We start from the raw sequence: 23047 nt of genomic DNA, 5'->3' as shown, positions 1-23047 counted from the left end.
TCCCATGAAATTTGCAGTTCTTGTGTTTCCTGGCTCCAACTGCGACATCGACTGTTACAAAGCAGTAGAAGATGCGATTGGACAAGAGGTTGATTATGTATGGCACACGGCTACAGATCTATCGGCTTATGATTGTATCCTAGTTCCAGGTGGTTTCTCTTATGGTGACTATCTGCGTTGCGGAGCGATCTCCCGTTTTGCACCCGTAATGAATGAGGTAGCTAAGGCTGCTGAACAAGGTAAATATATTCTCGGCATTTGCAACGGATTTCAGATCCTTACTGAGGCAGGATTGCTTCCTGGCGCTTTGATCCGCAACATGTCGCTGAAATTCCGTTGTCACGATACGGTGTTGAAAGTAGCGAATGTAGATACTCCATTTACACGTGACTATGCACCGGGGGAAGAGATTGTTATTCCAATTGCTCACGGTGAAGGAAACTATTACTGTGACGAGGAAACACTCGCGAGTTTGCAGGCAAACAACCAGATCGTCTTTACGTATGGCAGCAACCCGAACGGTTCCCTGGGTGATATCGCGGGAATCTGTAATGAGGGTGGAAACGTGGTTGGTATGATGCCACATCCAGAGCGCGCGGTGGACTCACTGCTGGGTTCGGAAGACGGCAAACGTATGTTTACATCTATTTTGAAAGCATGGAGGGATCGGCATGACGCAGCAGCTATCCGCTAAGGAACCGACAGCAGAACAGGTCGCAGAACATAAACTTTACGCACAAATGGGCGTGTCTGACAGCGAGTATGAGCTGATCTGTGAGTTCATGGGGCGTAAGCCGAACTACACGGAGATTGGTGTTTTCAGTGTTATGTGGTCGGAGCACTGCGCATACAAAAACTCCAAGCCGTTACTGCGTCGATTCCCTACAAGTGGACCGCGTGTCCTGATGGGTCCGGGTGAAGGTGCCGGGATCGTAGATATCGGTGACAATCAGGCCGTTGTATTCAAAATTGAAAGCCATAACCATCCTTCCGCGGTTGAGCCTTACCAAGGTGCGGCAACAGGTGTTGGCGGCATTATCCGTGATATTTTCTCTATGGGAGCAAGACCGGTAGCTTTGTTGAATTCCTTGCGTTTTGGCAAGCTGGAAAGTGATCGCGTTAAATATCTGTTCGAGCACGTGGTAGCAGGTATTGCTGGATACGGAAACTGTATTGGTATTCCTACTGTTGCTGGTGAAGTCATGTTTGATGAGAGCTATGAAGGCAATCCGCTGGTTAATGCTATGTGTGTGGGTCTTATTGATCATGACAAAATCCAGCGCGGCGTAGCTAAAGGTGTGGGGAACCCAGTGTATTATGTAGGGCCGCCAACAGGCCGGGATGGTATTCATGGAGCGACCTTTGCATCGGTTGAACTGACGGAAGAATCCGAGTCCCAACGGACAGCGGTTCAGGTTGGTGATCCGTTTATGGAGAAACTGGTGATGGAATCCTGTCTGGAATTGATCGACACGGGAATCGTGCTGGGAATTCAAGATATGGGTGCCGCTGGTCTGACATGTTCGAGTGCAGAGATGGCGAGTAAAGCAGGTAATGGTCTGGAACTGTATCTGGATCAGGTGCCACAGCGTGAAGAAGGCATGACACCTTACGAGATGATGTTGTCCGAGTCCCAAGAACGGATGTTGTTCGTCGTTGAGCCGAAGGATGAGGCGCAGGCGTTGGAAATCTTTGAACGTTGGGGCGTAATCTGTGCCAAAGTCGGTAAAGTAACGGATGATGGTCGTCTGAAATTGATTCACCACGGCGAAGTGGTTGGAGACATGCCGGTAACAGCACTGGTTGACGAGTGCCCTGTGTATGACAAACCTTCTTCTGTACCTGCCTACTACGAGCAAAGTGCTTCCATCGACACGCTTCGTTACGACGAAGTGTCGGATCTCGGCGGAGCTTTGAAACAAGTGTTGGCTTCACCAACAGTAGCGAGTAAAAAATGGGTTTATGATCAATATGACTACATGGTGCGTACAAGCACTGCCGTTCGTCCTGGTTCGGATGCAGCCGTAGTTACGATTCGTGGTACACGCAAAGGTCTCGCGATGACAACGGACTGTAATGGACGTTATGTTTATCTTGATCCTGAAGTAGGTGGACGGATTGCCGTAAGTGAAGCAGCGCGTAACATTGTATGTTCCGGTGCAGAGCCGCTGGCGATCACGGACAACCTGAACTTCGGTAACCCAGAGAAGCCGGATATTTTCTGGCAAATGGAAAAAGCAGTAGACGGTATGGCGGAAGCTTGCCGCGTGCTGGATACACCAGTTATTGGTGGTAACGTAAGTCTGTATAACGAAAACGCCAAAGGCTCCATCTATCCAACACCAGTTGTCGGTATGGTAGGTCTCGTTCATGATACGGATCATATCACGACACAAGCATTCAAATCCGAAGGTGATGTTATCATCCTCCTCGGTGAAACGAAAGCTGAACTGGGTGGTAGTGAGCTGCAATATGCGGTTCATGGCAAAACGGAAGGCCGTCCACCAGAACTGAACTTGCAAACGGAAAAAGCATTGCTGGGAACCGTGCTGGAAGCTATTCAATCCGGTCTCGTTCGCTCTGCACATGACTTGTCTGAAGGCGGCTTGGCTGTTGCACTCGCAGAGTCTTGTATCAGCGGTAACGTGGGTGCACAGGTTAATGTTGAGACGGCATTGCGTGCAGATCATACGCTGTTCAGTGAGAGTCAATCTCGTATTCTGCTGTCGGCTTCGCCGGAGCAAGCTGGTAAGCTGGAAGCTTTTGTACGTGAACGTGGTGTGCCTGTAGCTGTTATTGGACGTGTAGAAGGAAGTAACCTGACAATTGAATTGAACGGAACATCAGCCGTGAACGAACCTGTAGGAGGTTTAGCTCAGGTCTGGGAGGATGCGATTCCATGTCTCATGAACTGACGACAGGACCATTGTGGACAGGTGATTATTATAACGAAGGGTCCGGCAAGGAAGGACTCGACAAATTAAAGGAAGAATGCGGAGTATTCGGGGTGTTCAGACACCCTGACGCCGCATCACTATCCTATTATGGCCTGCATGCCCTTCAACACCGGGGTGAAGAAAGTGCAGGGATGTGTGTAAGTGACGGTAACGAGTTTCACTACCACCGTGGTATGGGTCTGGTGAAGGAAGTTTTCACCAAAGACCTGATGCAGACGTTGACCGGGGATATCTCCATCGGACACGTTCGTTATTCAACCAGTGGTGACAGTAAGCTGACGAACGCACAGCCATTGGTATTTAAATACCGCGATGGTGATCTGGCTGTAGCAACTAACGGAAATATCGTAAATGCGCCAACGATTCGGCGTGAATTGGAGCAAGGCGGGTCCATTTTTCAAACGACCAGTGATACCGAAGTTATTGCACATCTAATCGCGAGATCTTCCAAAGGATTGGTAGAAGCCGCGAAGGATGCGTTCCAACGGATTGTGGGTGGTTATGCATTTCTGATCATGACCAACGACAAGTTGCTGGTTGCTTCTGATCCCCATGGTCTGCGTCCGCTCACAATGGGTAAATTGGGAGATGCGTATCTGTTTGCATCCGAAACATGTGCATTGGAGACGATTGGTGCAGAGTTGATTCGTGACATTGAACCGGGTGAACTGTTGGTGCTGGATGCGGATGGTCTTCACGAGGACCGCTTCGATCATCACAAACACCGCAAGGCACTGTGTGCGATGGAGTATATCTACTTTGCCCGTCCGGACAGTGACATGAATGGTGCAAACCAGCACGCTGCGCGTAAACGGATGGGCAGTCGGATGGCGATTGAGTCATTTGTCGATGCAGATCTGGTAACAGGTGTACCAGACTCCAGTATTTCCGCGGCAATCGGCTATGCCGAGCAGACGGGTATTCCTTATGAGATGGGTATGATCAAAAACAAATACACCGGACGTACGTTTATCCAGCCAAGCCAGGAACTGCGGGAACAAGGCGTGAAGATGAAATTGAGCGCCGTGCGTCGTGTGGTAGAAGGCAAACGCGTGGTCATGATTGACGACTCCATCGTACGGGGAACCACTTCCCGCCGGATCGTGAACATGCTGCGTGATGCCGGAGCAACAGAGGTGCATGTACGCATTACATCACCACCGTTCAAAAACCCGTGCTTCTACGGCATTGATACGCCTGACAGTCGCGAATTGATTGCCTCCCAGCTGTCGGTGGAAGAAATTTGCCGTGAAATTAACGCGGACTCCCTGTCGTTCCTCAGCCCCGATGGGCTGATTACATCGATTCAGGGAGATAATCAGGATGACTACAAAGGCGGGCTTTGCCTCGCATGCTTTGATAACGATTACCCAACCCGCCTCGACTTCGGCGGCGAAGAGAAATTTGGCTGCAGCTGCTAGCTGTTATCCTGCGAGACAAACGTAACTCGTAGCCCGCGCCCTTAAGCCCCGCCTTGCGGAGCAACAGGGGCCAAGGCAGCAGTGCGAAGCAGCTACCCCCGGGCATAGCCCGAGCCCTTAGCCCCGCCTTGCGGAGCAATAGGGGCCAGGGCAGCCAAGCGAAGCAGCTGCCCCCGAGCGCAGCCCGGCCCTTAGCCCCGCCTTGCGAAGCAACAGGGGCCAAGGCAGCAGTGCGAAGCAGCTACCCCCGGGCATAGCCCGAGCCCTTAGCCCCGCCTTGCGGAGCAACAGGGGCCAAGGCAGCCGAGCGAAGCAGCTGCCCTCGGGCATAGCCCGGCCCTTAGCCCCGCCTTGCGGAGCAACAGGGGCCAAGGCAGCAATGCGAAGCAGCTGCCCCCGGGCATAGCCCGAGCCCTTAGCCCCGCCTTGCGGAGCAATAGGGGCCGGGCAGCCAAGCGAAGCAGCTGCCCCCGCGGGCTTGCCCCGCAGCGCAGCCGAGCGGGGTTCGCCGACCGATGGCCTTCGGCCAGCGGAATCGGCGAACAACCACGCGAGCACACGAACGAACCAACCATAGCAAGATCATACCAGCCACCCCTGCACCGCTTGTTTGGCGGGTGTCCAGAGGGCCTGCCAAGGTCCTATGGGGTCCTCCCGGGCGGGAGGATTTAGGAGGGGCGAAAAATAAGGAGCTGATTCCACTTGTCCGAAGCATACAAAAACGCCGGCGTCGATATCGCGGCAGGCAACGAAGCGGTTGAACGGATGAAAAAACACGTGAAGCGTACCTTCCGTCCGGAAGTGATGACAGATCTGGGAGGCTTTGGCGCCCTGTTCGGTTTGAACAAAGATAAATATGATGAGCCGGTGCTTGTATCCGGTACAGACGGTGTAGGAACTAAGCTGAAAATCGCATTTGCCATGGACCGTCATGATACCATCGGAATCGACGCGGTAGCCATGTGTGTGAACGACATTGTGGTACAGGGTGCAGAGCCGCTGTTCTTCCTCGACTATCTGGCTTGTGACAAAGTCATACCGGAGAAAATCGAAGCCATTGTTGCGGGAATCGCAGAAGGCTGTCATCAGTCGGGCTGTGCTCTGATCGGTGGCGAAACGGCTGAAATGCCGGGCATGTACAGTGAGGGTGAATACGATATTGCCGGATTTACCGTAGGTATCGTGGACAAAGCGAAAATCATTAACGGTACAACGATCTCTCCTGGCGACACAGTGATCGGACTTGCATCCAGCGGAGTGCATAGTAACGGATTCTCCTTGGTACGCAAACTATTGTTGGAACAAGCCGGATTGGGCTTGCAGGATGAAGTCGCTGAATTGGGCGGCAAGCTGGGTGATGCACTGCTGGAACCAACGAAAATCTATGTAAAACCACTCCTGTCCCTGCTTGAAAAGGTAAAAGTAAAAGGCATGGCCCACATTACGGGTGGTGGCTTCATCGAGAACATCCCGCGTATGCTGCCAAGCAGCGTGAATGTAGATATTGATTATGGTTCTTGGCCGATTCTGCCAATCTTCAATCTGTTGCAAGAAAAGGGCTCCGTTTCGAACCGCGACATGTTCACCACGTTTAATATGGGGATCGGACTTGTGCTGGTCGTGAATGAAGCTGACGCAGTTGAAGCATTGGAACAACTGAAAGCATCCGGTGAAGAAGCGTACATCATTGGACGTGTGACCGAAGGAGATGCGCGAGTAACCTTCACGGGAGCGGATGTTTAATGGCGAACTACCGTATTGCTGTATTTGCCTCTGGTGAAGGGTCGAACTTTCAAGCATTGGTGGATGCAGCACGGAACGGAGGGCTGGGGGCATCCATAGATCTGCTGGTAAGTGACAAACCGGCTGCACGTGTGGTGCAGCGGGCGCAGGAGGCAGGCGTGGAATGCCATCTGTTTACTCCTAAAAATTATGATTCCCGCGAAGCCTACGAGGCTGAGATCGTGGAAGTGCTTGAATCCAAAGACATTGACCTGGTTGTTCTTGCCGGATACATGAGATTGTTGACTTCAGTAGTTGTGGATCGTTATGCAGGACGACTGATTAACATTCATCCGTCCTTGTTGCCAGCGTTTGCAGGCAAAGATGCCATAGGGCAGGCACTGGAATATGGCGTTAAAATCACCGGGGTCACCGTCCACTTTGTGGATGGGGGAATGGATACAGGGCCGATTATTGCCCAGCATCCTGTTCCTATTTTGCCAGAGGATACGCCTGAGTCAATCAGCCGTTCTATTCATGCGGCCGAACAGCAGTTATACCCCGAGGTTGTTTCCTGGTTTGCTCAGGGACTGGTTCAGTTAGACGGACGTCACGTCACTGTTAACAAACCGGTTTGATATAAGTTGAAAATTTTTTTACACATTAACGGAGAGGATAGAAAAAACCTGAAGAAGCGAAGCGTTCGCCTAAAAGCTTTCTGAAAGAAAGCTGCATCGGAAGCATACGCTTTATCACCGGATTTTCCCTTTAAGAAAAGGGAATCAAAAAATCTGGGGATAACAGCGATTGGAGGGTTGTTCTGTCATCGGAGTGTCCCGTGTAAACATCTTGGTTCAACTTGTATAACAGAAGTCGAAAATTGGTACGCATTTTGTGATATTTCTCGGGAAATAAATCGGTTGTGTTTCGCCATGAAACGCGAAGCCATGGGACATTAAAGGAGGAGCATATTGTGAGTATCAAAAGAGCGCTGGTCAGCGTATGGGATAAAACAGGCATCGTGGATTTTTGCCGCGAGCTGTCGCAAATGGGTGTGGAGATTATTTCGACAGGAGGTACAAGCAGTCTGTTGTCGAAGGAAGGCGTACCTGTCATCGGAATTTCGGATGTGACCGGATTCCCGGAGATTATGGACGGACGTGTTAAAACATTGCATCCAGCAGTGCATGGTGGTTTATTGGCTGTTCGTGACAGCGAAGAGCACAAGCGCCAGATGGAGGAGAATGGACTGGACTATATCGACCTCGTTGTTGTAAACCTGTATCCGTTCCAGGACACCATCGCCAAACCGGACGTAACGTATGAGGACGCAATCGAGAACATCGATATTGGTGGTCCAACCATGCTTCGTTCTGCTGCCAAAAACCATGCTTATGTTAGTGTTGTTGTAGACACAGTAGATTATGGCAAGGTGCTTGAAGAGGTCCGCAGCAATGGGGACACCACACTCGAGACACGCAAACGGCTTGCGGCAAAAGTGTTCCGCCATACAGCGGCATACGATGCAGTTATTTCCGATTATCTCTCCAACCTGAACGGTGATCCACTGCCAGAGCGTCTGACGGTTACTTACGAAAAACTCCAGGATTTGCGCTATGGCGAAAATCCACATCAGCAGGCGGCATTCTACCGCAAACCGCTGGCAGCCCAAGATACGTTGACAACAGCCGAGCAATTGCATGGCAAAGAGTTGTCCTACAATAATATCAACGATGCGAACGCAGCTTTGCAGATTGTGAAAGAATTTGAAGAACCGGCAGTTGTGGCGGTTAAACATATGAATCCTTGCGGCGTGGGTATTGGCGAAAGCATCTACGAGGCTTATGGCAAAGCTTATGCGGCTGATCCAACCTCTATCTTTGGTGGAATCGTGGCAGCCAACCGCATTATCGATAGCGATACAGCGGCTAAACTGAGTGAAATTTTCCTGGAAATCGTACTGGCTCCTGACTTTACACAAGAGGCACTCGACATCCTGACCAAAAAGAAAAATATTCGTTTGCTCAAAACGGGTGAACTGAACGCTGCCCGTAATCGGGAGAGTAAGTTCGTAGTTACCTCCATCGACGGCGGTATGATTGTGCAACAAAGTGATGTGCATTCAATTGAAGCAAGCGAGCTCAAGGTAGTTACAGATCGTGCACCATCCGAAGAAGAACTGAAACAGCTGTTGTTTGGCTGGAAAGTGGTTAAGCATGTGAAATCTAATGCGATCGTGCTTGCAGCAAACGACATGACTGTAGGTGTTGGCGCAGGGCAAATGAACCGTGTCGGCGCAGCCAAGATTGCTATTGAACAAGCTGGAGAACTAGCCAAAGGTGCCATTCTGGCATCCGATGCGTTCTTCCCAATGGGCGATACACTGGAACTTGCAGCCAAAGCTGGAGTTACAGCCGTTATTCAACCAGGTGGTTCGATCAAGGACGAAGAGTCCATCAAAGTAGCGAATGAATACGGCATTGCCATGGTCTTCACTGGCGTTCGTCACTTCAAACACTAGAGCGAAAAAGGTTTAATAAGGGGTGTCGCCTGTCATGCTTATGACTTATGGTACACCCCTTCTTTTTTAGGATATTTCAACACGTAATAGTATTACAAAACCAGTTATACACGGAGGGGGAACAACGCTAATGGATATTCTGGTAGTGGGCGGCGGTGGCCGGGAACACGCAATCATATGGGCACTGGCGAAAAGCCCGAAGGCAGGCAAGATTCATTGTGCTCCAGGAAATGCGGGCATTGCGCAGCTCGCCGAGTGTCATCCGATTGCGGTAAATGAATTCGATAAACTGACGGCACTCGCCGTGGAGCTTAACGTGGGATTGGTTGTTATTGGGCCAGACGATCCGCTCGCAGACGGCATTGTGGACGCTTTTGATAAAACAGGTATTCCGGTATTTGGACCACGCCGCAATGCAGCAGAGATTGAGGGCAGCAAAACGTTCATGAAAGACCTGCTGCACAAATACAATATTCCGACTGCAGCCTATGAGAAGTTCGACAATTACGAGCAAGCGCAGACTTATCTGAATGAGCAGGCCATCCCTGTGGTAATCAAGGCCGATGGGTTGGCGGCTGGAAAAGGTGTTACTGTAGCCTATTCCCGTGATGATGCTGACCAGGCACTCCGCAGCATTATGGTGGACAAAGTATTTGGTGAAGCAGGAGCCAAAGTTATCATCGAAGAATTCCTGGCAGGTCAGGAAATGTCGATTTTGGCTTTTGTCGATGGGGAGACCGTTCGTCCGATGGCTGCTGCACAAGATCACAAACCGGTATTCGACAATGATCAGGGGCCAAACACGGGCGGAATGGGTACGTACTCACCATTGCCACACATTCCAGTCTCCATTATTGAAGAAGCGGTAGAGACGATTATCAAACCAACAGCCAAAGCGATGGTATCCGAAGGGCGCCCGTTCCAAGGTGTATTGTTTGCCGGGCTGATGATTTCACCAGATGGTAAACCCAAAACGATTGAGTTCAACGCGCGCTTCGGTGATCCCGAGACACAGGTTGTATTGCCGCGTCTGAAGAGTGATCTGCTCGACATTTTCTGGGCAACTGTGCACGGGAAATTGGCGGATATCGAGATTGAATGGAGCGACGAAGCCGCTGTATGTGTGGTGCTTGCATCTGGAGGCTATCCTGGTCCGTATGCAAAAGGTGTAGTTATTGAAGGACTGGATCAAGTCGACGAAGCAGTGGTATTCCATGCTGGAACAGCACGCAATGAATCTGGAGAATGGGTCACCAATGGTGGACGAATTCTAGGCGTTGTGGGTCTTGGTTCTGATATTGCCGAAGCTAGAAACAAAGCCTATGCTCAAGCGGAACGTATCCATTTTGACGGTAAACATCAACGTTCTGATATTGCTGCCAAAGCGTTGGTATAACTAATTCTAATGAATTGTAACTTGATAAAGTGAAACCTAAGGGCCCGTAAAGATGTACACCGAAAAAGGTGTTTGCATCCCGCGGGTCCTTTTCAACGTATACATGATTATGGTGTAATTGCTGGACGTGTCGCAGTCCGGATACGGCAAAGAAGAATGGCTGTAAATAAAGGCCTGTAGCAGGTTTAATCGACTAAAGTAAAGGGTAGCATTTCTATAAACTGGTCTATACTAATTATGTGAACCATATCACATAAAATGAACTGTAGATGCGAGAAAGACCACATACATAAAAGTTTATTTTGTGAACTCATTTTATAATCTATATTCCAAACCATAACGTGCAACTGGATGGTTTGGCGTAGAACATGTTATACTTTTCTGAAACAGGAATGAATAAGAGGGGAGGTGGATATCTATTGGGAAGGCGATATTGTAAACTGTCCAAATGGAGAATTTTGGTGGAGTAAATCGAGAAACAATGACAGCATGAGGGGGAACCCTGTTTTTAGTGAAGTAGTTTCTATAAGTGATTGACTTCATCCTGAATTCCTGTTTTGCAATTTTACAAGGTCAAAGTACAACCTATACACACTTTATCATTTATCGATTTCATATAAGGCATACGCCATATTGAACGTCAATCAGCTGTTGAATGGTTAACGAAGTTAACCATTGACGCTGTAACTATCTCTGGAGGTGAATCCCTGAGAAGCGGGGAAATCATTGGACATAATCACCATATTAAATATTGTATTACTCATTATCTTGATTGCATTGACCGCATTTTTCGTTGCATCTGAGTTCGCTGTGGTTAAGATTCGTACATCAAGAGTGGATCAACTGGTTGCCGAGGGGAATAAAAAAGCCATATTGGCCAAAAAAGTAGTCTCGGACCTCGATTATTATCTGTCAGCCTGTCAGCTCGGTATTACCGTAACTGCCCTTGGATTGGGAGCGCTCGGTAAGCCAACCGTTGAAAGGTTGTTATACCCGGTATTTAATTATCTGGACGTATCAGCTTCCATATCGGCGGTTGCTTCCTATGCGATTGCCTTTATCCTTGTCACGTTCCTGCACGTTGTGGTTGGGGAGATGGCTCCCAAAACGATGGCGATTCAATTTTCGGAAAAATTGACACTGTTGCTCTCGCCGCCGCTATATTGGTTCGGAAAAATTATGTATCCCTTCATTTGGGCGCTCAATGGTGCATCCCGCGTGCTTCTTAGGGCATTTGGCGTGAAGCCTGCCGGACATGAACAGGCCTACTCGGAGGATGAGATCAAAATCATCATGAACCAGAGTTATGAAGGAGACGAGAACAACAAGACCAAGCTTTCGTATCTGGAAAACGTATTCGTGTTCGATGAGCGTGATGCCAAAGACATCATGGTTCCGAGGACAGAGCTTGTGACACTTAATCAGAATATGATTTATGACGATATCATTCCGATATTGGATGAGCATAATTATTCACGTTATCCCGTCATCGAGGATGGGGACAAGGACCGAATTGTCGGTGTTGTGAATGTGAAAAAGATTTTGCCTGACATGGTTGCCCTTAGGGAGCACCAACTTATCGATTTTGTTCGGGAGATTCCCTTCGTTTCTGAAGTTACAAGTATCCAGGATGCGATGATCAAGATGCAGCAGGAACGCGTGCACATGGCTGTGGTCGTGGATGAATACGGAGGTACTTCGGGAATCATTACAATGGAGGATATTCTGGAGGAGCTTGTCGGCGAGATTCGTGATGAGTTCGATGCTGATGAAGTTGCTGACATTCAGGTAACCGGAGAGAACCAATATCTCATTAACGGCCGGGTGCTGCTGGATGAGTTGGAGCGGCAGTTTGGGATTGTCTTTGAAGGCAACGAAGAAATGGATACCGTGGCCGGATGGATTCAATTCCAGAAGGGTGTCGGTGTGGAACAAGGCGATACGGTAGAACACGGTGATTATGTCTGGACCGTTGTGGACGCAGAAAATTTTCACATTAAGCAGGTGCTGCTTGAACGTGTAAACGGTGCTCAGGTCGAGGAATCTTCCAGTGACCTGGCGTGATGTTGGTTCGATCATGACTGTAATCTAGGGTATGACTGCCCATTTGGCTACTGCGCTCAGAATTTTAATGTTTTGGCAACGTAGCAGTGTAGGGGACGGAATCGATTCTGAAGAAGCGTAGCGTTCGCGTTTGCAAACCAATTTTAAACCTTTGAAAACAACAATCAGGGAAATTTGGAGGCAATGGCGATCGGAAGAACGAGCCGTCACTCGTGCAACCTTAATATAAATTTACTTGGAGGTGAATCCCTCATTTTGAGGGAAATCATTGGACGGAATAATAGCCTTAAACTTATTTTTAGTAGCCGTATTTATCGGCCTGACCGCCTTTTTCGTTGGAGCGGAATTTGCAATTTTGAAAGTACGGATGTCCCGAATAGATCAGCTGATCTTGGAAGGGAACAAAAAAGCGGTGTTGGCCAAAAAAGTGGCTCACAATCTGGATTATTATCTATCTGCGTGTCAATTGGGTATCACGATCACAGCACTGGTATTGGGTGCGTTGGGTGAACCCACTGTTGAGAAAATGCTGCATCCGCTGTTTGAGCGATTGGAAGTCCCAGCGGCGTTGTCTACGGTACTTTCGTACGGGATTGCCTTGGCAATCATCACGTTCCTGCATGTGGTTATCGGTGAATTGGCACCGAAAACACTGGCGATCCAGTTTGCAGAGAAGATGACACTATTGCTTGCACCACCGCTGTATTGGTTTGGTAAGATCATGAATCCGTTCATCTACGCGCTGAATGGGGCTGCCCGTCTATTGCTTGGCATCTTCGGTATAAAACCAGCCGGTCACGATACGGTTCACTCCGAAGAGGAACTTAAGCTGATTATGGCGCAGAGTTATGAGAGTGGAGAAATTAATCAAACAGAGCTGGACTACCTCAAAAACATTTTTGCTTTTGATGAACGTTTGCTTCAGGAGATTATGATCCGCAAAGAAAAAATCGTCACGCTGGACAAAGAAATGCCGCTGGAACGTATGATTGAGGTTCTAAAGCAGCATGAATATACACGTTTCCCGGTGATCGAAAAAGGAAATCAGGATCACTTCGTTGGATTTATCCATACAAAGGAAATGCTTACGAGTGTTGCCGCAGGCCGGGAGTTCAATATGGATACGTTTGTACACGACATGTTGAAATTTTCGGAGTTATCGCCAATTAAGGATGTCTTGGTCCAGATGCAGCAAAGTCGTTCCCATATCGCAACAGTTCATAATGCAGAAGGGGAAACGGTTGGTCTGGTTACGATGGAGGACATTCTTGAAGAAATTGTTGGAGATATTAAGGATGAGTATGATGGCAAAGATCTGGTTCAACCGCCTAAGCGATTAAAATTAACCTAAAACATAATGCGAAATTATAAGGGTCGATGTTGTATGGCGGCAATTGAATAAAATTTAAGGAAGACAGGTTTCCGAGTGATCGGGGCCTGTTTTTTTGTCGATCTCAGTATACTCAGGCGGAATTCAGCAGGTTAAAAAGCATATATCTTAACTTTAAAACAAAAGCTTGCTTATTTAGGGCTAAAGGATTAATATAAATTTAAAGAATCTTAATTTAAAGACAAATAACAAAAAGTGATGCATAACAAACTGCTAAATAAAACAACGATACAAATAAAACAACGATACAAATAAAACCAAGGGAGTGGAGATTATGTTCAGAACTTCAGGAATCCATCACGTTACGGCTTTTGTAGATGATGCACAGAAAAATGTTGATTTTTATGCAGGTGTATTGGCACTGAGACTTGTGAAAAAAACGATTAACTTTGATGCACCGGATGTGTACCATCTGTATTATGGCAATGAGGATGGGGCACCGGGTACTATTATCACCTTCTTCCCGCAGCAAAATGCCAGAAAAGGAGTTATCGGTGCAGGACAGACTGGCGTAACTGTATATGCGATTCCGGTGGGCAGTCTGCCATTCTGGAAAGAACGTCTGACATCCTTCGATATTCCATTTGAAAATAAAACAAGATTTGGCGAGCAGTACATTCGCTTCTTCGATAAAGGCGGTCTGTTGCTCGAGTTGGTCGAGCGTGATGGAGGCCAGCCAAGTCAGTGGGCATTCAACGGTGTACCGTCGGAACATGCTATCAAAGGTTTTGGTGGAGCTGTATTATTCAGCCATGTACCTGACAAAACAACGGAAGTGCTGACAACGATGCTCGGTCTGGAACAGGTAGGGGAAGAGGGTGGAATCATTCGTCTGCAGGCGAGCGGTGATATCGGTCAACTGATCGACATTCAATCGACTGGAATCCAGCGGGGAATTGGCGGAGCAGGGACGGTTCACCATATCGCATGGCGTGCAAAAGATTATGTCGAGCACGAACAAATGCAGCAGGAGCTTCAAAATGCGGGATATCATCCAACTCCTGTCATTGACCGTCAGTACTTCAACGCTGTGTATTTCCGGGAACCGGGAGGTATACTGTTTGAACTGGCCACTGATCCTCCAGGATTTGCACGGGATGAACCACAGGAGAGTATGGGCCAAAAGCTGATGCTGCCTGAATGGTACGAACCACAGCGTGAGCAGATTGAACAGTTGCTGCCACCTATTCAAGTACGTGAATGGAAAGGAGAGTCCAAATCATGAGTACTACTAATACAATGAAACATATTTATAAAGCAGGTTCTCAGCCAAATGCACCCACCCTTTTGTTGCTGCACGGGACAGGTGGAACGGAGAACGATCTGGTAGGTCTGGCCGAGATGATTGCCCCAGGAGCTGGTATTCTGGGGGTGCGTGGTAACGTATCTGAAAATGGAATGCCCCGTTTCTTCCGCCGTTTGGCGGAAGGGGTGTTTGACGAAGAAGATCTCATTGCACGGACAGCGGAATTGGGTTCATTTGTGGATGCAGCTGCTGTGGAGTATGGCTTTGATCGTGCCAATGTCTTCGCACTGGGCTATTCTAACGGAGCAAACATTGCAGCAAGTCTGATCTTCCATCAGGCTGACGTATTCAAAGGAGCGATTCTGCACCATCCGATGGTACCGCTTCGCGGTTTGGAATTGCCAGACCTGAAGGGGCTGCCTGTATTCATCGGCGCAGGAGAGAATGATCCAATTGTGCCGAAACGTGAAACGGATGAATTGGCCTCACTACTTAGCGGTGCGGGTGCAGCTGTGCACATGCACTGGGAGCGTCAGGGGCATCAGTTGACCCGTACCGAGGCTGAAGCTGCTGCGGCTTGGTTTAAGACTCAGGCTTAAAAAATTTGACTGGCATTTTAAAAGGGATGTCCCATAGGTCATGAAAATGACGGGAACATCCCTTTTTTGCCGTTTTTAAGGTTTAACGAACCGAGCAGCATGCTACTCGTGCCAATTTCCAACGATCCACTTTTTAATGAATCAGAGCGACACTATGCCTTGTCCTAAAGTATGGAATAATCTATAATCAATTAATTGATAATCATTTTCAATTAGATTCGGTTTGTTATGACTATGCGTGTAATCAGGAGGGGAAGATGAAGCCTAACCATAGCTCACATTCTTTTGGTTCAAGTGCATTTATTCAGACCCGGGATGGTCGCAAACTACATTATATGTCCAGAGGAACAGGCGATCTGACCGTTGTATTTGAGTCCGGTATGGGCTTCTCACGATCGACTTGGGGGCTGGTAGCACCTGCTGTTGCTGGACATGCACGTGCCGTCGTGTACGACAGGTCGGGGACAGGACGAAGTGAAGTCCATTCGTCTGCGCGCAATCTCCGTAGAATAGCAGAAGACCTGGACGATCTGCTGACTGCACTGGGGTCTGGTCCGTTCATATTGGTAGGGCACAGTTGGGGAGGCCCGATTGTACGAGCGGCTGCGGCCTCAAACCTATCAAGATTAAGGGGAATCATCCTGGTTGATCCTTCAGACGAGCATTGCCAATTGTACTTTTCCAAAGCAGCCAAATTCAATTTTGGCTTGAACAGTCTCCTAATTCCACTCATGGCACGTACAGGATTGTACAGATTATTAGGCAGCAAACCTGGAAGTGTACAGCCTGACGATGTTGTCAGAGATCACCGTTCCGAGGATTTCACTGTACAGGCGGCTAAGACAGTGGTTGCAGAGTCGAAACCTTTTCTGACTGACTTGGCTTCCTTGCTGATTACTCCTCTCGATCTTGGTGATCTGGAGGTTAGCATTATATCAGGCACGAAAACAGGCATGGGAGAACGTAAAATAAGACCTGCTATTATCGAGGCACACCGCCGGACTGCGAGTACTTTAACGAATGCAAAATGGATTGGAGCCGATCGATCCAGCCATATGGTCATGTTTACAGATCCACAGGTCATTGTTGATGAAATATTGCGAATGGTAATTGATGCGAGCTCAGGCGCAAGAATAGAACAAAAGTGATACAATAAAAAGAAAAAGCAATGCTTGCATTGCCAACCAAGATAAGCGGAGTGTGGATAAGAGATGAAACCAGTGGAACAAGAACCAACGGGAACTGCCAATTCCGGCCGTACCGGTGTTGGCATGGAAGATATCGTGCGCGCACATCATGTACTGCGTGAAGTCATTGTAAGAACGCCATTGCAGCGGGATGCTGTATTGTCAGCCAAATATAACTGTAATGTATATCTTAAACGGGAAGACCTGCAGGTAGTTCGTTCGTTTAAAATTCGTGGAGCATACAACATGATTCGTAGTCTGACTCCAGCTGAACTGGAGAAAGGCATTGTCTGCGCGAGCGCGGGTAACCATGCGCAGGGAGTTGCTTTTTCCTGTAACGCGCTTAGCATTCACGGGAAAATCTTCATGCCAAGCACAACTCCTAACCAGAAGGTGAAACAGGTACGTCGATTTGGTGGAGATAATGTTGAAGTTGTGCTGACAGGTGATACGTATGACGATGCTTATGAAGAAGCTATGCGTGCGTGTAATGAACAGGGTATGACGTTTATCCATCCGTTCGACCAGCCGAAGATCATTGCAGGTAATGGTACGGTGGCGATGGAAATCATGGAGAGTCTGGATGAAAAAGCGGATTATGTATTCGTCACAATTGGTGGCGGCGGTCTGGCTGCTGGCGTTGGAACCTACATGAAGACGGTTAGCCCGGAAACACGTATCATTGGCGTAGAACCACTTGGCGCGGCTTCCATGAGTGAGGCCATGTTCCGTAAGCAGGTTGTCACGTTGGATGATATTGATAAATTCGTGGATGGTGCTGCGGTGAAACGTGTTGGTGACCTGACCTTCGACATCTGTAGTGAAACGTTGGATGACATTGTGAAGGTGCCTGAGGGCAAAGCCTGCACCACCATTTTGGAGCTATATAATGAAAATGCTATCGTTGTGGAGCCTGCCGGTTCTCTAGCGGTTGCTGCACTGGAGCAGTATCGCGAACAAATTGCGGGTAAGACGGTTGTCTGTGTGATCAGCGGCGGCAACAATGATATCGATCGGATGCAGGAAATCAAAGAACGTTCGTTGATCTACGAAGGTTTGAAATATTATTTCATGGTCAATTTCCCACAACGTGCGGGAGCTTTGCGTGAATTCCTTGTGGAAGTATTGGGACCCAATGACGACATTGCCCGTTTTGAATATACGAAGAAGCATGATAAGGAAAATGGACCGGCCTTGGTGGGCATCGAGTTGATGTACAAGGAAGATTACCAGCCGCTGATTGAACGTATGAATCGTAAAGGCCTCGCGTATACCGAGCTGAACAAAAATCTCAATCTGTTCAACATGCTAATCTGATGAATTATTCCAATGTGAAGTCGGACCGTAGTGAGGCGCAGCCTCTGTTGAGACCTGCTCGCAAAGAAGATGTGGCACAAGTCATTCCTCTGCTTTATCAGGCGATTGGTGATATTGCCTATGCTCTGGCGGGTGAAGGTGAGCATGAGAAAGCGATGCAGATATTGCAGCAATTTTACGTACAGGAAGACAATCGGATCAGTTATCGCAATATAACGGTAATGGAGCAGAACGAACAGGTCGCTGGAATACTGGTAGCGTATGATGGCGGTGAAGCAGATCTTCTGGATCAGCCAATACTGGATCGGCCTGGTCGGAGTACAGATGAGAAATATACGTTGGTCAAAGAAACCCGTCCCGGGGAGTATTATCTAGATACTCTATCCGTAAGCGAAGCGTATCAGGGACAGGGTATCGGCAAGGCATTGATGGCTGCTTTTGAGCAGCAGGGGAGGGAACTTGGACACTCCCAGGTGTCCCTCATTGTTGAACGTGACAATGGTCGTGCCTTAATGTTGTACGAACGCCAGGGCTATATCAAGGATGAAGTAATTGTCATTGGTGGACATGAGTATAACCATATGGTCAAGCCAATTCTGTAGTTCTTGAATCTGAGTTACCCGGTATAGAGATTCAATTCATCAATAGAATCCAAAGAAAACCGACATGGGAGCGAAGCCTATGTCGGTTTTCTTTGTGTTCATTATGTGCTTTAGGTAATTAATATCATGAATTATTTAATAGCCGGCATCCGCCCCGGTCGGAACATTCTGTTCTAACCATTTCTTCACCGCAGCTGTATTCTCATACTTTGCTTCCTTAACCACATCCATGAAGGCATCCAGCTTGGTGAGGAATTCACTATCGACGGATGCAAGACGCTGCAAGACGCCGTTGTATCCTCTTTGGGCGTTCGCAACCATTTTGTTCGTTTCATAATCAAACAGAGGTGTATTGTTCAGCCCATAAAAGGTATACAGGGTATAACTGTTCAACAGATCTTGCACCTGCTTGGCTCGATTCGATTTCGGATGCAGCTCCAGGAATCTTTCCTGGCTGAGTGCCCGAAGGAGAATTTCCTGGTAGCCAATGACCAGTGCTCCGTCATCCGCAGGCAGGTTTTTCGTTTCCTTCGTCATGATGAAGATGTAGCTTGAAATATCCTCTGTAATATCAGAGGTATATTTCACGAGTGCCGCATAATTCATAATCGGATAGAGGGAGCCTTCGAGCATGACGAGGCGATAACCGCTGTCACGGGCTTCTTTTAACAGTATACGCAGATCGGAGTCCTGAGTACGCCCCATGAGTTTGGTGAAGCTGTCGTTCGTTTGGTATGCCTTGAGCATCTTGTCCTGAATGTTAGGAACGAGCAAGCGGTCCGTCATGGAGGTTAGAGCCTTCAAACGTGCATTCTCCAATTGAAGCACCATTAGGGTGGCGTGATGCTTTGTTACTTTTTTGATATTGGATTCCAGAAAGGTGTCAGTGGCGGGTAAGCCGTTCTTTTTTTTGAGCATGGACTGAAATGTTTTATATATGGCGGTTGAACTGCTGGTGGTTACTTTGGTATCCGGGCTTGAAGGAGCGGCAGTAGCAACTCCGGATGTAGCTGCGGTTCCTGTGAAAATTGCAGCAATGGTAAGGAATGTGAGGAAGAATCGCATCCCTTTGCGTTGTCCATATAAATACGATGATGTCATCTGTGTGAACCTCCCGTAATTTTAAAGATAATAGGTTGTTATTCACTATACATTAAACGAATTTGGGAAGGATGTTGTTGCGGAATAATGACAAATTATTCTGTTATTTTTAACCTTTGGAGGGTAGATGGTGGAAGGACATTTCTGCGAAAATATTTTTTGTGGGATTGGAAACTTTTACTGATGTTCATACGTCTTAGATGTGCACAGGAAATTACAGGAATAAAATGAAATTCACCAACGATCACATTTTAACTTAAATAATGAAGAGAATGGGGATATTGGATATGAGAAAAGCTGGAGGACGTCAAGTGAAAAAGGTGATGTCAGCACTGGCCGTATCGGCCATGTTGATGTCTGCGCTACCAACGTCAGTTATGGATGCAGCTGCAAGAATCAGTATTTATATTAACGATGCGGAGCTCTCTTCCGCACAGGCACCTGTCATGAAAGGTGGACGTGTATTGGTTCCTTTGCGGTCCATCTTTGAAGGATTGGATGCAACAGTAGAGTACACCAACAGAACTAAAACCATTAAGGCTAGCCGGGGTGACCAAGAAGTATCGCTGACGCTGGGTTCCAAAACGGCTTACATCAACGGAGAAGCAATCGCACTGGATGTGCCTGCAAACACAATTAAAGGAAATACGATGGTTCCGATTCGTTTTGTCAGTGAAGCTTTTGGAGAGAAAGTATTCTGGAATTCCCGCAATCAGCGAGTAGATATCAAAACAACGTCCACACCTCCTGTAGATGATACGAAATATGCAGCATGGAACATTTATGGTTCTGTATCCGGAAGCAATGGGGATGGTCGTGACTTGACTGTAAGCTTCACACGCCCGACGTCTGAGAAGGCTGTATCCGAGTATCGTGTGATGCTGGTGAAAACCCGTGATGTAAACAGTTTTAATGAGTCTGCGGCATCTGTCGTGCCATCCGGTAATTACACATCCATTTCTCCAAATGGCACTGATCCAAGATTGACGCTGAATGCCCAGACACGCGACGTGAACGGGGATTTGTTAAACACAAGTGAAACCTATCGTCTGTATGTACTTACAATGGGGAACAGCAACAACAGCTACAAAAATCTGCTGGCGTGGTCTTCCCAGTCCTTGAAACTAAACAATGTGAAAACGACTGTTCAACCTGTCACAGGCCTGAAGATCGCAGATATCAGTGACTATGGCGATGGACGTGACCTGGAAATTAACTTCACACAGCCGAGTACCACATCCAATATTACGTATTACCGTGCTTTTGTAGTTAAGGCGAAAGACGCTTCTTCATTCAACCTGACTACGGCCAATAATGTATCCAGTTCGAATTCAACCATTATCTACAAAGGTAACAGCACAGCGGTCAAAAGCCAGCTAAGTTCCTCGACGCGTGATACATCCGGGGAATTGATCAAAAACGGCACATCCTATGTCGTCTACATTGTATCCGTGAGCTCCAATGCGGCAACAGCAGACAATAAACTGTCCACAGTATCCTCTTCGCTCACGCTGGGCGTAAACACAGCAACAGCACCTGTTATCACATCAGTGAGAGATAATTCGGATTACGGAGACGGTCGTGATATTCAGGTGAGCTTCAACCGTTCATCCGATGAGTCAAAAGTTGCTAATTATCGAATTTTCGTTGTGCGCAACTCGGTTGCCAGCAGCTTCAATCTGACTACGGCAAGCAATCTGTCTTCCAGCTTGTACTATAACGTGAACAAAACAGGCAACAATATTACAACAACACTGCCATCCTCCATGAAGGACACAAGTGGTTATAACGTAACAAATCTGCAAGACTACCGGATCTTTGTTATGGCTGTAGGCAACCAGCAGAATGGATATACAAATGCGCTGTCTTCCTCGTCTTCACTGCTGAGACTGACAACAAATAGTAATGCTGGAGTCGCAAGTAATATTGGGGTTGCTGATGTGAGTGACTATGGCGATGGACGCGATCTCCGGGTTTCGTTTAATAGAGCTTCGGATGAATCCAATGTTTCCGCGTATCGTGTATATGTGGTCCGTTCCGGCAATGCAGGCAGCTTCACACTGAGCGCTGCTAACGCATCGAACAATTATTATCAGGTGAATAAGACTGGTGGAAATCAGTCATTTACCCTCCCTAACTATATGGTGGATACCAACGGTTACACAGTTTCCAATAACAATAACTATCGCGTGTTTGTCCTGTCGGTAAGCACAAGTGGAAACTCCAGTCAGAATGCTTTATCTTCTTATTCTTCACAGATTACGTTGACTGCCAATGCAACTGTGACTGCACCAAGCAATGTGGCGGCAACGGATATTGGGGATAACGGCAATGGTAGCGATCTGCGTGTGACGTTCAATCGTTCGACGGATGAGACAAATGTGAATCACTATCGGGTGTTTGTGGTGAAATCGACAAATACGAGCTTTAATCTGACATCTGCGAACTCAATTAGCAGTGCGAATTATACGTATGTAAGCAAAAATGGAAACAACCAGACTGTTAATCTTACAAGTAATACGACAACCGTGGATGGCAGTGCTATTGTGAATGGTGTGGGCTATCGTGTGTATGTAATGGCAGTGAATAATAACGGCTCACTTGCCAATGCATTGTCTTCAGGCTCGGGAGTGATTACATTGGCTTCCAATACGGCTGTAGCCGCAGTGAGTAATGTAAATGCAACTGTGAAAGATCAGGGGCAATTAGGAAATCCTTCGGATGTGAAAATTACTTTCAACAAACCATCCAGCGAAAATGGTATTGCCAACTATCGTGTTTTGATTGTGCCTGCAAGCCAGGTAAGTGGTTTTAATACAAGTTCTGCACTTGGGATCACCTATAGTATTGATATCAATAAAAACGATGCAGGAAATCCAATTGTATTAAACAATGGTCACCGGGATATTAACGGGAGTGGACTTGTTGTGGGACAGAAATATAGAGTGTTTGTCTTGTCCGTATCAGATAGTACTGCACGTGCTTCCAATCTATCCGCTGCTTCTAATGAATTTAATATCTTTGCACAAGCTACTGAAGTAAAAACAGCAACGATCAATGAACTTCGAAATACTAGTTCAGCAACGGATGCAAGTTACAAGGTGCTATTCAATAAAGCATCAGATGAAACTGGAATATCCCAATATCGACTTTTTATTGTTAAAGGCTCAGATAGTCTGAATGCAATCACGGCAAGCTCAAATATCAACTATAGAGTTATTTCTCCGGAAGAACTTTTGGCGGGGGAAATTAACCTGACTTCAGGTACTAAAGATTCAACTGGAACTAACATTGCGGTTGGAAATGAATACAAAGCATATATTTTGTCTGTTGCTGGAAATACAACAACCTATACTAGTGCCCTTTCTGCTCCATCTGGTACAGTTATGTTGCAAACAGTTGCGCCGGTAACTCAAGTTCAAACGCCACAACCAAATGCTGATTCTACCAATTCGGTCCAGTGACGCTACACCTCAGACCTAAAATAAATATTATGAAGTAACTACTTCAACAGAAGAAGCTCC

At 47.5% G+C, this 23047-nt stretch carries 16 protein-coding genes; 15 read left to right on the top strand and 1 reads right to left on the bottom strand.

Annotated features, from left to right (window positions below):
- Nucleotides 1-4: 4 nt before the first annotated feature.
- The 14 genes from purQ to BUA17_RS28470 all read left to right on the top strand — a co-directional run bounded on the left by purQ (nucleotide 5) and on the right by BUA17_RS28470 (nucleotide 18422).
- Complete coding sequence (gene purQ / locus BUA17_RS28540) at nucleotides 5-694, top strand: phosphoribosylformylglycinamidine synthase subunit PurQ (RefSeq protein ID WP_072735730.1); 690 nt, start codon at nucleotides 5-7, stop codon at nucleotides 692-694.
- Nucleotides 672-2915 (top strand): phosphoribosylformylglycinamidine synthase subunit PurL, encoded by a 2244-nt coding sequence (gene purL, locus BUA17_RS28535; protein ID WP_072735729.1) that lies wholly within the window; start codon nucleotides 672-674, stop codon nucleotides 2913-2915. Before purQ ends, purL begins: the two co-directional genes overlap by 23 nt.
- On the top strand, nucleotides 2900-4378 hold the full coding sequence (gene purF / locus BUA17_RS28530; protein WP_072735728.1) for an amidophosphoribosyltransferase: 1479 nt from the start codon (nucleotides 2900-2902) through the stop codon (nucleotides 4376-4378). The genes purL and purF overlap by 16 nt, the downstream gene beginning before the upstream one ends.
- Before the next feature lie 702 nt (nucleotides 4379-5080).
- Entirely contained in the window at nucleotides 5081-6121 is a 1041-nt protein-coding gene (gene purM, locus BUA17_RS28520; protein WP_063568060.1) for a phosphoribosylformylglycinamidine cyclo-ligase, read from the top strand.
- Nucleotides 6121-6738 (top strand): phosphoribosylglycinamide formyltransferase, encoded by a 618-nt coding sequence (gene purN, locus BUA17_RS28515; protein ID WP_072735726.1) that lies wholly within the window; start codon nucleotides 6121-6123, stop codon nucleotides 6736-6738. The genes purM and purN overlap by 1 nt, the downstream gene beginning before the upstream one ends.
- A 335-nt stretch (nucleotides 6739-7073) precedes the next feature.
- On the top strand, nucleotides 7074-8621 hold the full coding sequence (gene purH / locus BUA17_RS28510; RefSeq protein WP_072735725.1) for a bifunctional phosphoribosylaminoimidazolecarboxamide formyltransferase/IMP cyclohydrolase: 1548 nt from the start codon (nucleotides 7074-7076) through the stop codon (nucleotides 8619-8621).
- A gap of 130 nt (nucleotides 8622-8751) precedes the next feature.
- Nucleotides 8752-10017, top strand: a complete 1266-nt coding sequence (gene purD / locus BUA17_RS28505) for a phosphoribosylamine--glycine ligase (protein ID WP_072735724.1) — start codon at nucleotides 8752-8754, stop codon at nucleotides 10015-10017.
- 726 nt (nucleotides 10018-10743) lie between these two features.
- Entirely contained in the window at nucleotides 10744-12081 is a 1338-nt protein-coding gene (locus BUA17_RS28500) for a hemolysin family protein (RefSeq protein ID WP_072735723.1), read from the top strand.
- A 268-nt stretch (nucleotides 12082-12349) separates the two neighbouring features.
- Entirely contained in the window at nucleotides 12350-13432 is a 1083-nt protein-coding gene (locus BUA17_RS28495) for a hemolysin family protein (RefSeq protein WP_072735722.1), read from the top strand.
- A gap of 310 nt (nucleotides 13433-13742) precedes the next feature.
- Nucleotides 13743-14696, top strand: a complete 954-nt coding sequence (locus BUA17_RS28490) for a ring-cleaving dioxygenase (protein WP_139295761.1) — start codon at nucleotides 13743-13745, stop codon at nucleotides 14694-14696.
- Between the two features lie 14 nt (nucleotides 14697-14710).
- Nucleotides 14711-15316, top strand: a complete 606-nt coding sequence (locus BUA17_RS28485; RefSeq protein WP_072735747.1) for an alpha/beta hydrolase — start codon at nucleotides 14711-14713, stop codon at nucleotides 15314-15316.
- 257 nt (nucleotides 15317-15573) lie between these two features.
- On the top strand, nucleotides 15574-16464 hold the full coding sequence (locus BUA17_RS28480) for an alpha/beta fold hydrolase (protein WP_072735720.1): 891 nt from the start codon (nucleotides 15574-15576) through the stop codon (nucleotides 16462-16464).
- Nucleotides 16465-16527: 63 nt separating this feature from the next.
- A complete protein-coding gene (gene ilvA, locus BUA17_RS28475) occupies nucleotides 16528-17820 on the top strand; it encodes a threonine ammonia-lyase IlvA (RefSeq protein WP_072735719.1) in 1293 nt (430 codons plus the stop codon).
- The gene (locus BUA17_RS28470) at nucleotides 17820-18422 is read left to right on the top strand and encodes a GNAT family N-acetyltransferase (protein ID WP_139295757.1); all 603 of its coding nucleotides are present in this window, start codon (nucleotides 17820-17822) and stop codon (nucleotides 18420-18422) included. The genes ilvA and BUA17_RS28470 overlap by 1 nt, the downstream gene beginning before the upstream one ends.
- Before the next feature lie 135 nt (nucleotides 18423-18557).
- Here the strand turns inward: BUA17_RS28470 and BUA17_RS30715 are convergent, their stop codons facing one another.
- Nucleotides 18558-19523 (bottom strand): hypothetical protein, encoded by a 966-nt coding sequence (locus BUA17_RS30715; RefSeq protein ID WP_083584900.1) that lies wholly within the window; start codon nucleotides 19521-19523, stop codon nucleotides 18558-18560.
- 287 nt (nucleotides 19524-19810) lie between these two features.
- On the opposite strand from BUA17_RS30715, the gene BUA17_RS28460 reads away from it, so the two are divergent.
- On the top strand, nucleotides 19811-22987 hold the full coding sequence (locus BUA17_RS28460) for a copper amine oxidase N-terminal domain-containing protein (protein ID WP_072735718.1): 3177 nt from the start codon (nucleotides 19811-19813) through the stop codon (nucleotides 22985-22987).
- Nucleotides 22988-23047 lie beyond the last annotated feature (60 nt).

Origin of the sequence: Paenibacillus sp. ov031, assembly GCF_900143165.1 — a bacterium.
Lineage (GTDB): Bacteria > Bacillota > Bacilli > Paenibacillales > Paenibacillaceae > Paenibacillus > Paenibacillus marchantiae.
The sequence above is the reverse complement of the archived record's forward strand: the minus strand, read 5'-3'. Positions and strand labels throughout refer to the sequence as shown.

Coding starts and splice junctions, on each gene's coding strand:
- purQ (WP_072735730.1), top strand. CDS start 5: ATGAAATTTGCAGTTCTTGTGTTTCCTGGCTCCAACTGCGACATCGAC.
- purL (WP_072735729.1), top strand. CDS start 672: ATGACGCAGCAGCTATCCGCTAAGGAACCGACAGCAGAACAGGTCGCA.
- purF (WP_072735728.1), top strand. CDS start 2,900: ATGTCTCATGAACTGACGACAGGACCATTGTGGACAGGTGATTATTAT.
- purN (WP_072735726.1), top strand. CDS start 6,121: ATGGCGAACTACCGTATTGCTGTATTTGCCTCTGGTGAAGGGTCGAAC.
- purD (WP_072735724.1), top strand. CDS start 8,752: ATGGATATTCTGGTAGTGGGCGGCGGTGGCCGGGAACACGCAATCATA.
- BUA17_RS28485 (WP_072735747.1), top strand. CDS start 14,711: ATGAAACATATTTATAAAGCAGGTTCTCAGCCAAATGCACCCACCCTT.
- BUA17_RS28480 (WP_072735720.1), top strand. CDS start 15,574: ATGAAGCCTAACCATAGCTCACATTCTTTTGGTTCAAGTGCATTTATT.
- ilvA (WP_072735719.1), top strand. CDS start 16,528: ATGAAACCAGTGGAACAAGAACCAACGGGAACTGCCAATTCCGGCCGT.
- BUA17_RS28470 (WP_139295757.1), top strand. CDS start 17,820: ATGAATTATTCCAATGTGAAGTCGGACCGTAGTGAGGCGCAGCCTCTG.
- BUA17_RS30715 (WP_083584900.1), bottom strand. CDS start 19,523: ATGACATCATCGTATTTATATGGACAACGCAAAGGGATGCGATTCTTC.
- BUA17_RS28460 (WP_072735718.1), top strand. CDS start 19,811: ATGAGAAAAGCTGGAGGACGTCAAGTGAAAAAGGTGATGTCAGCACTG.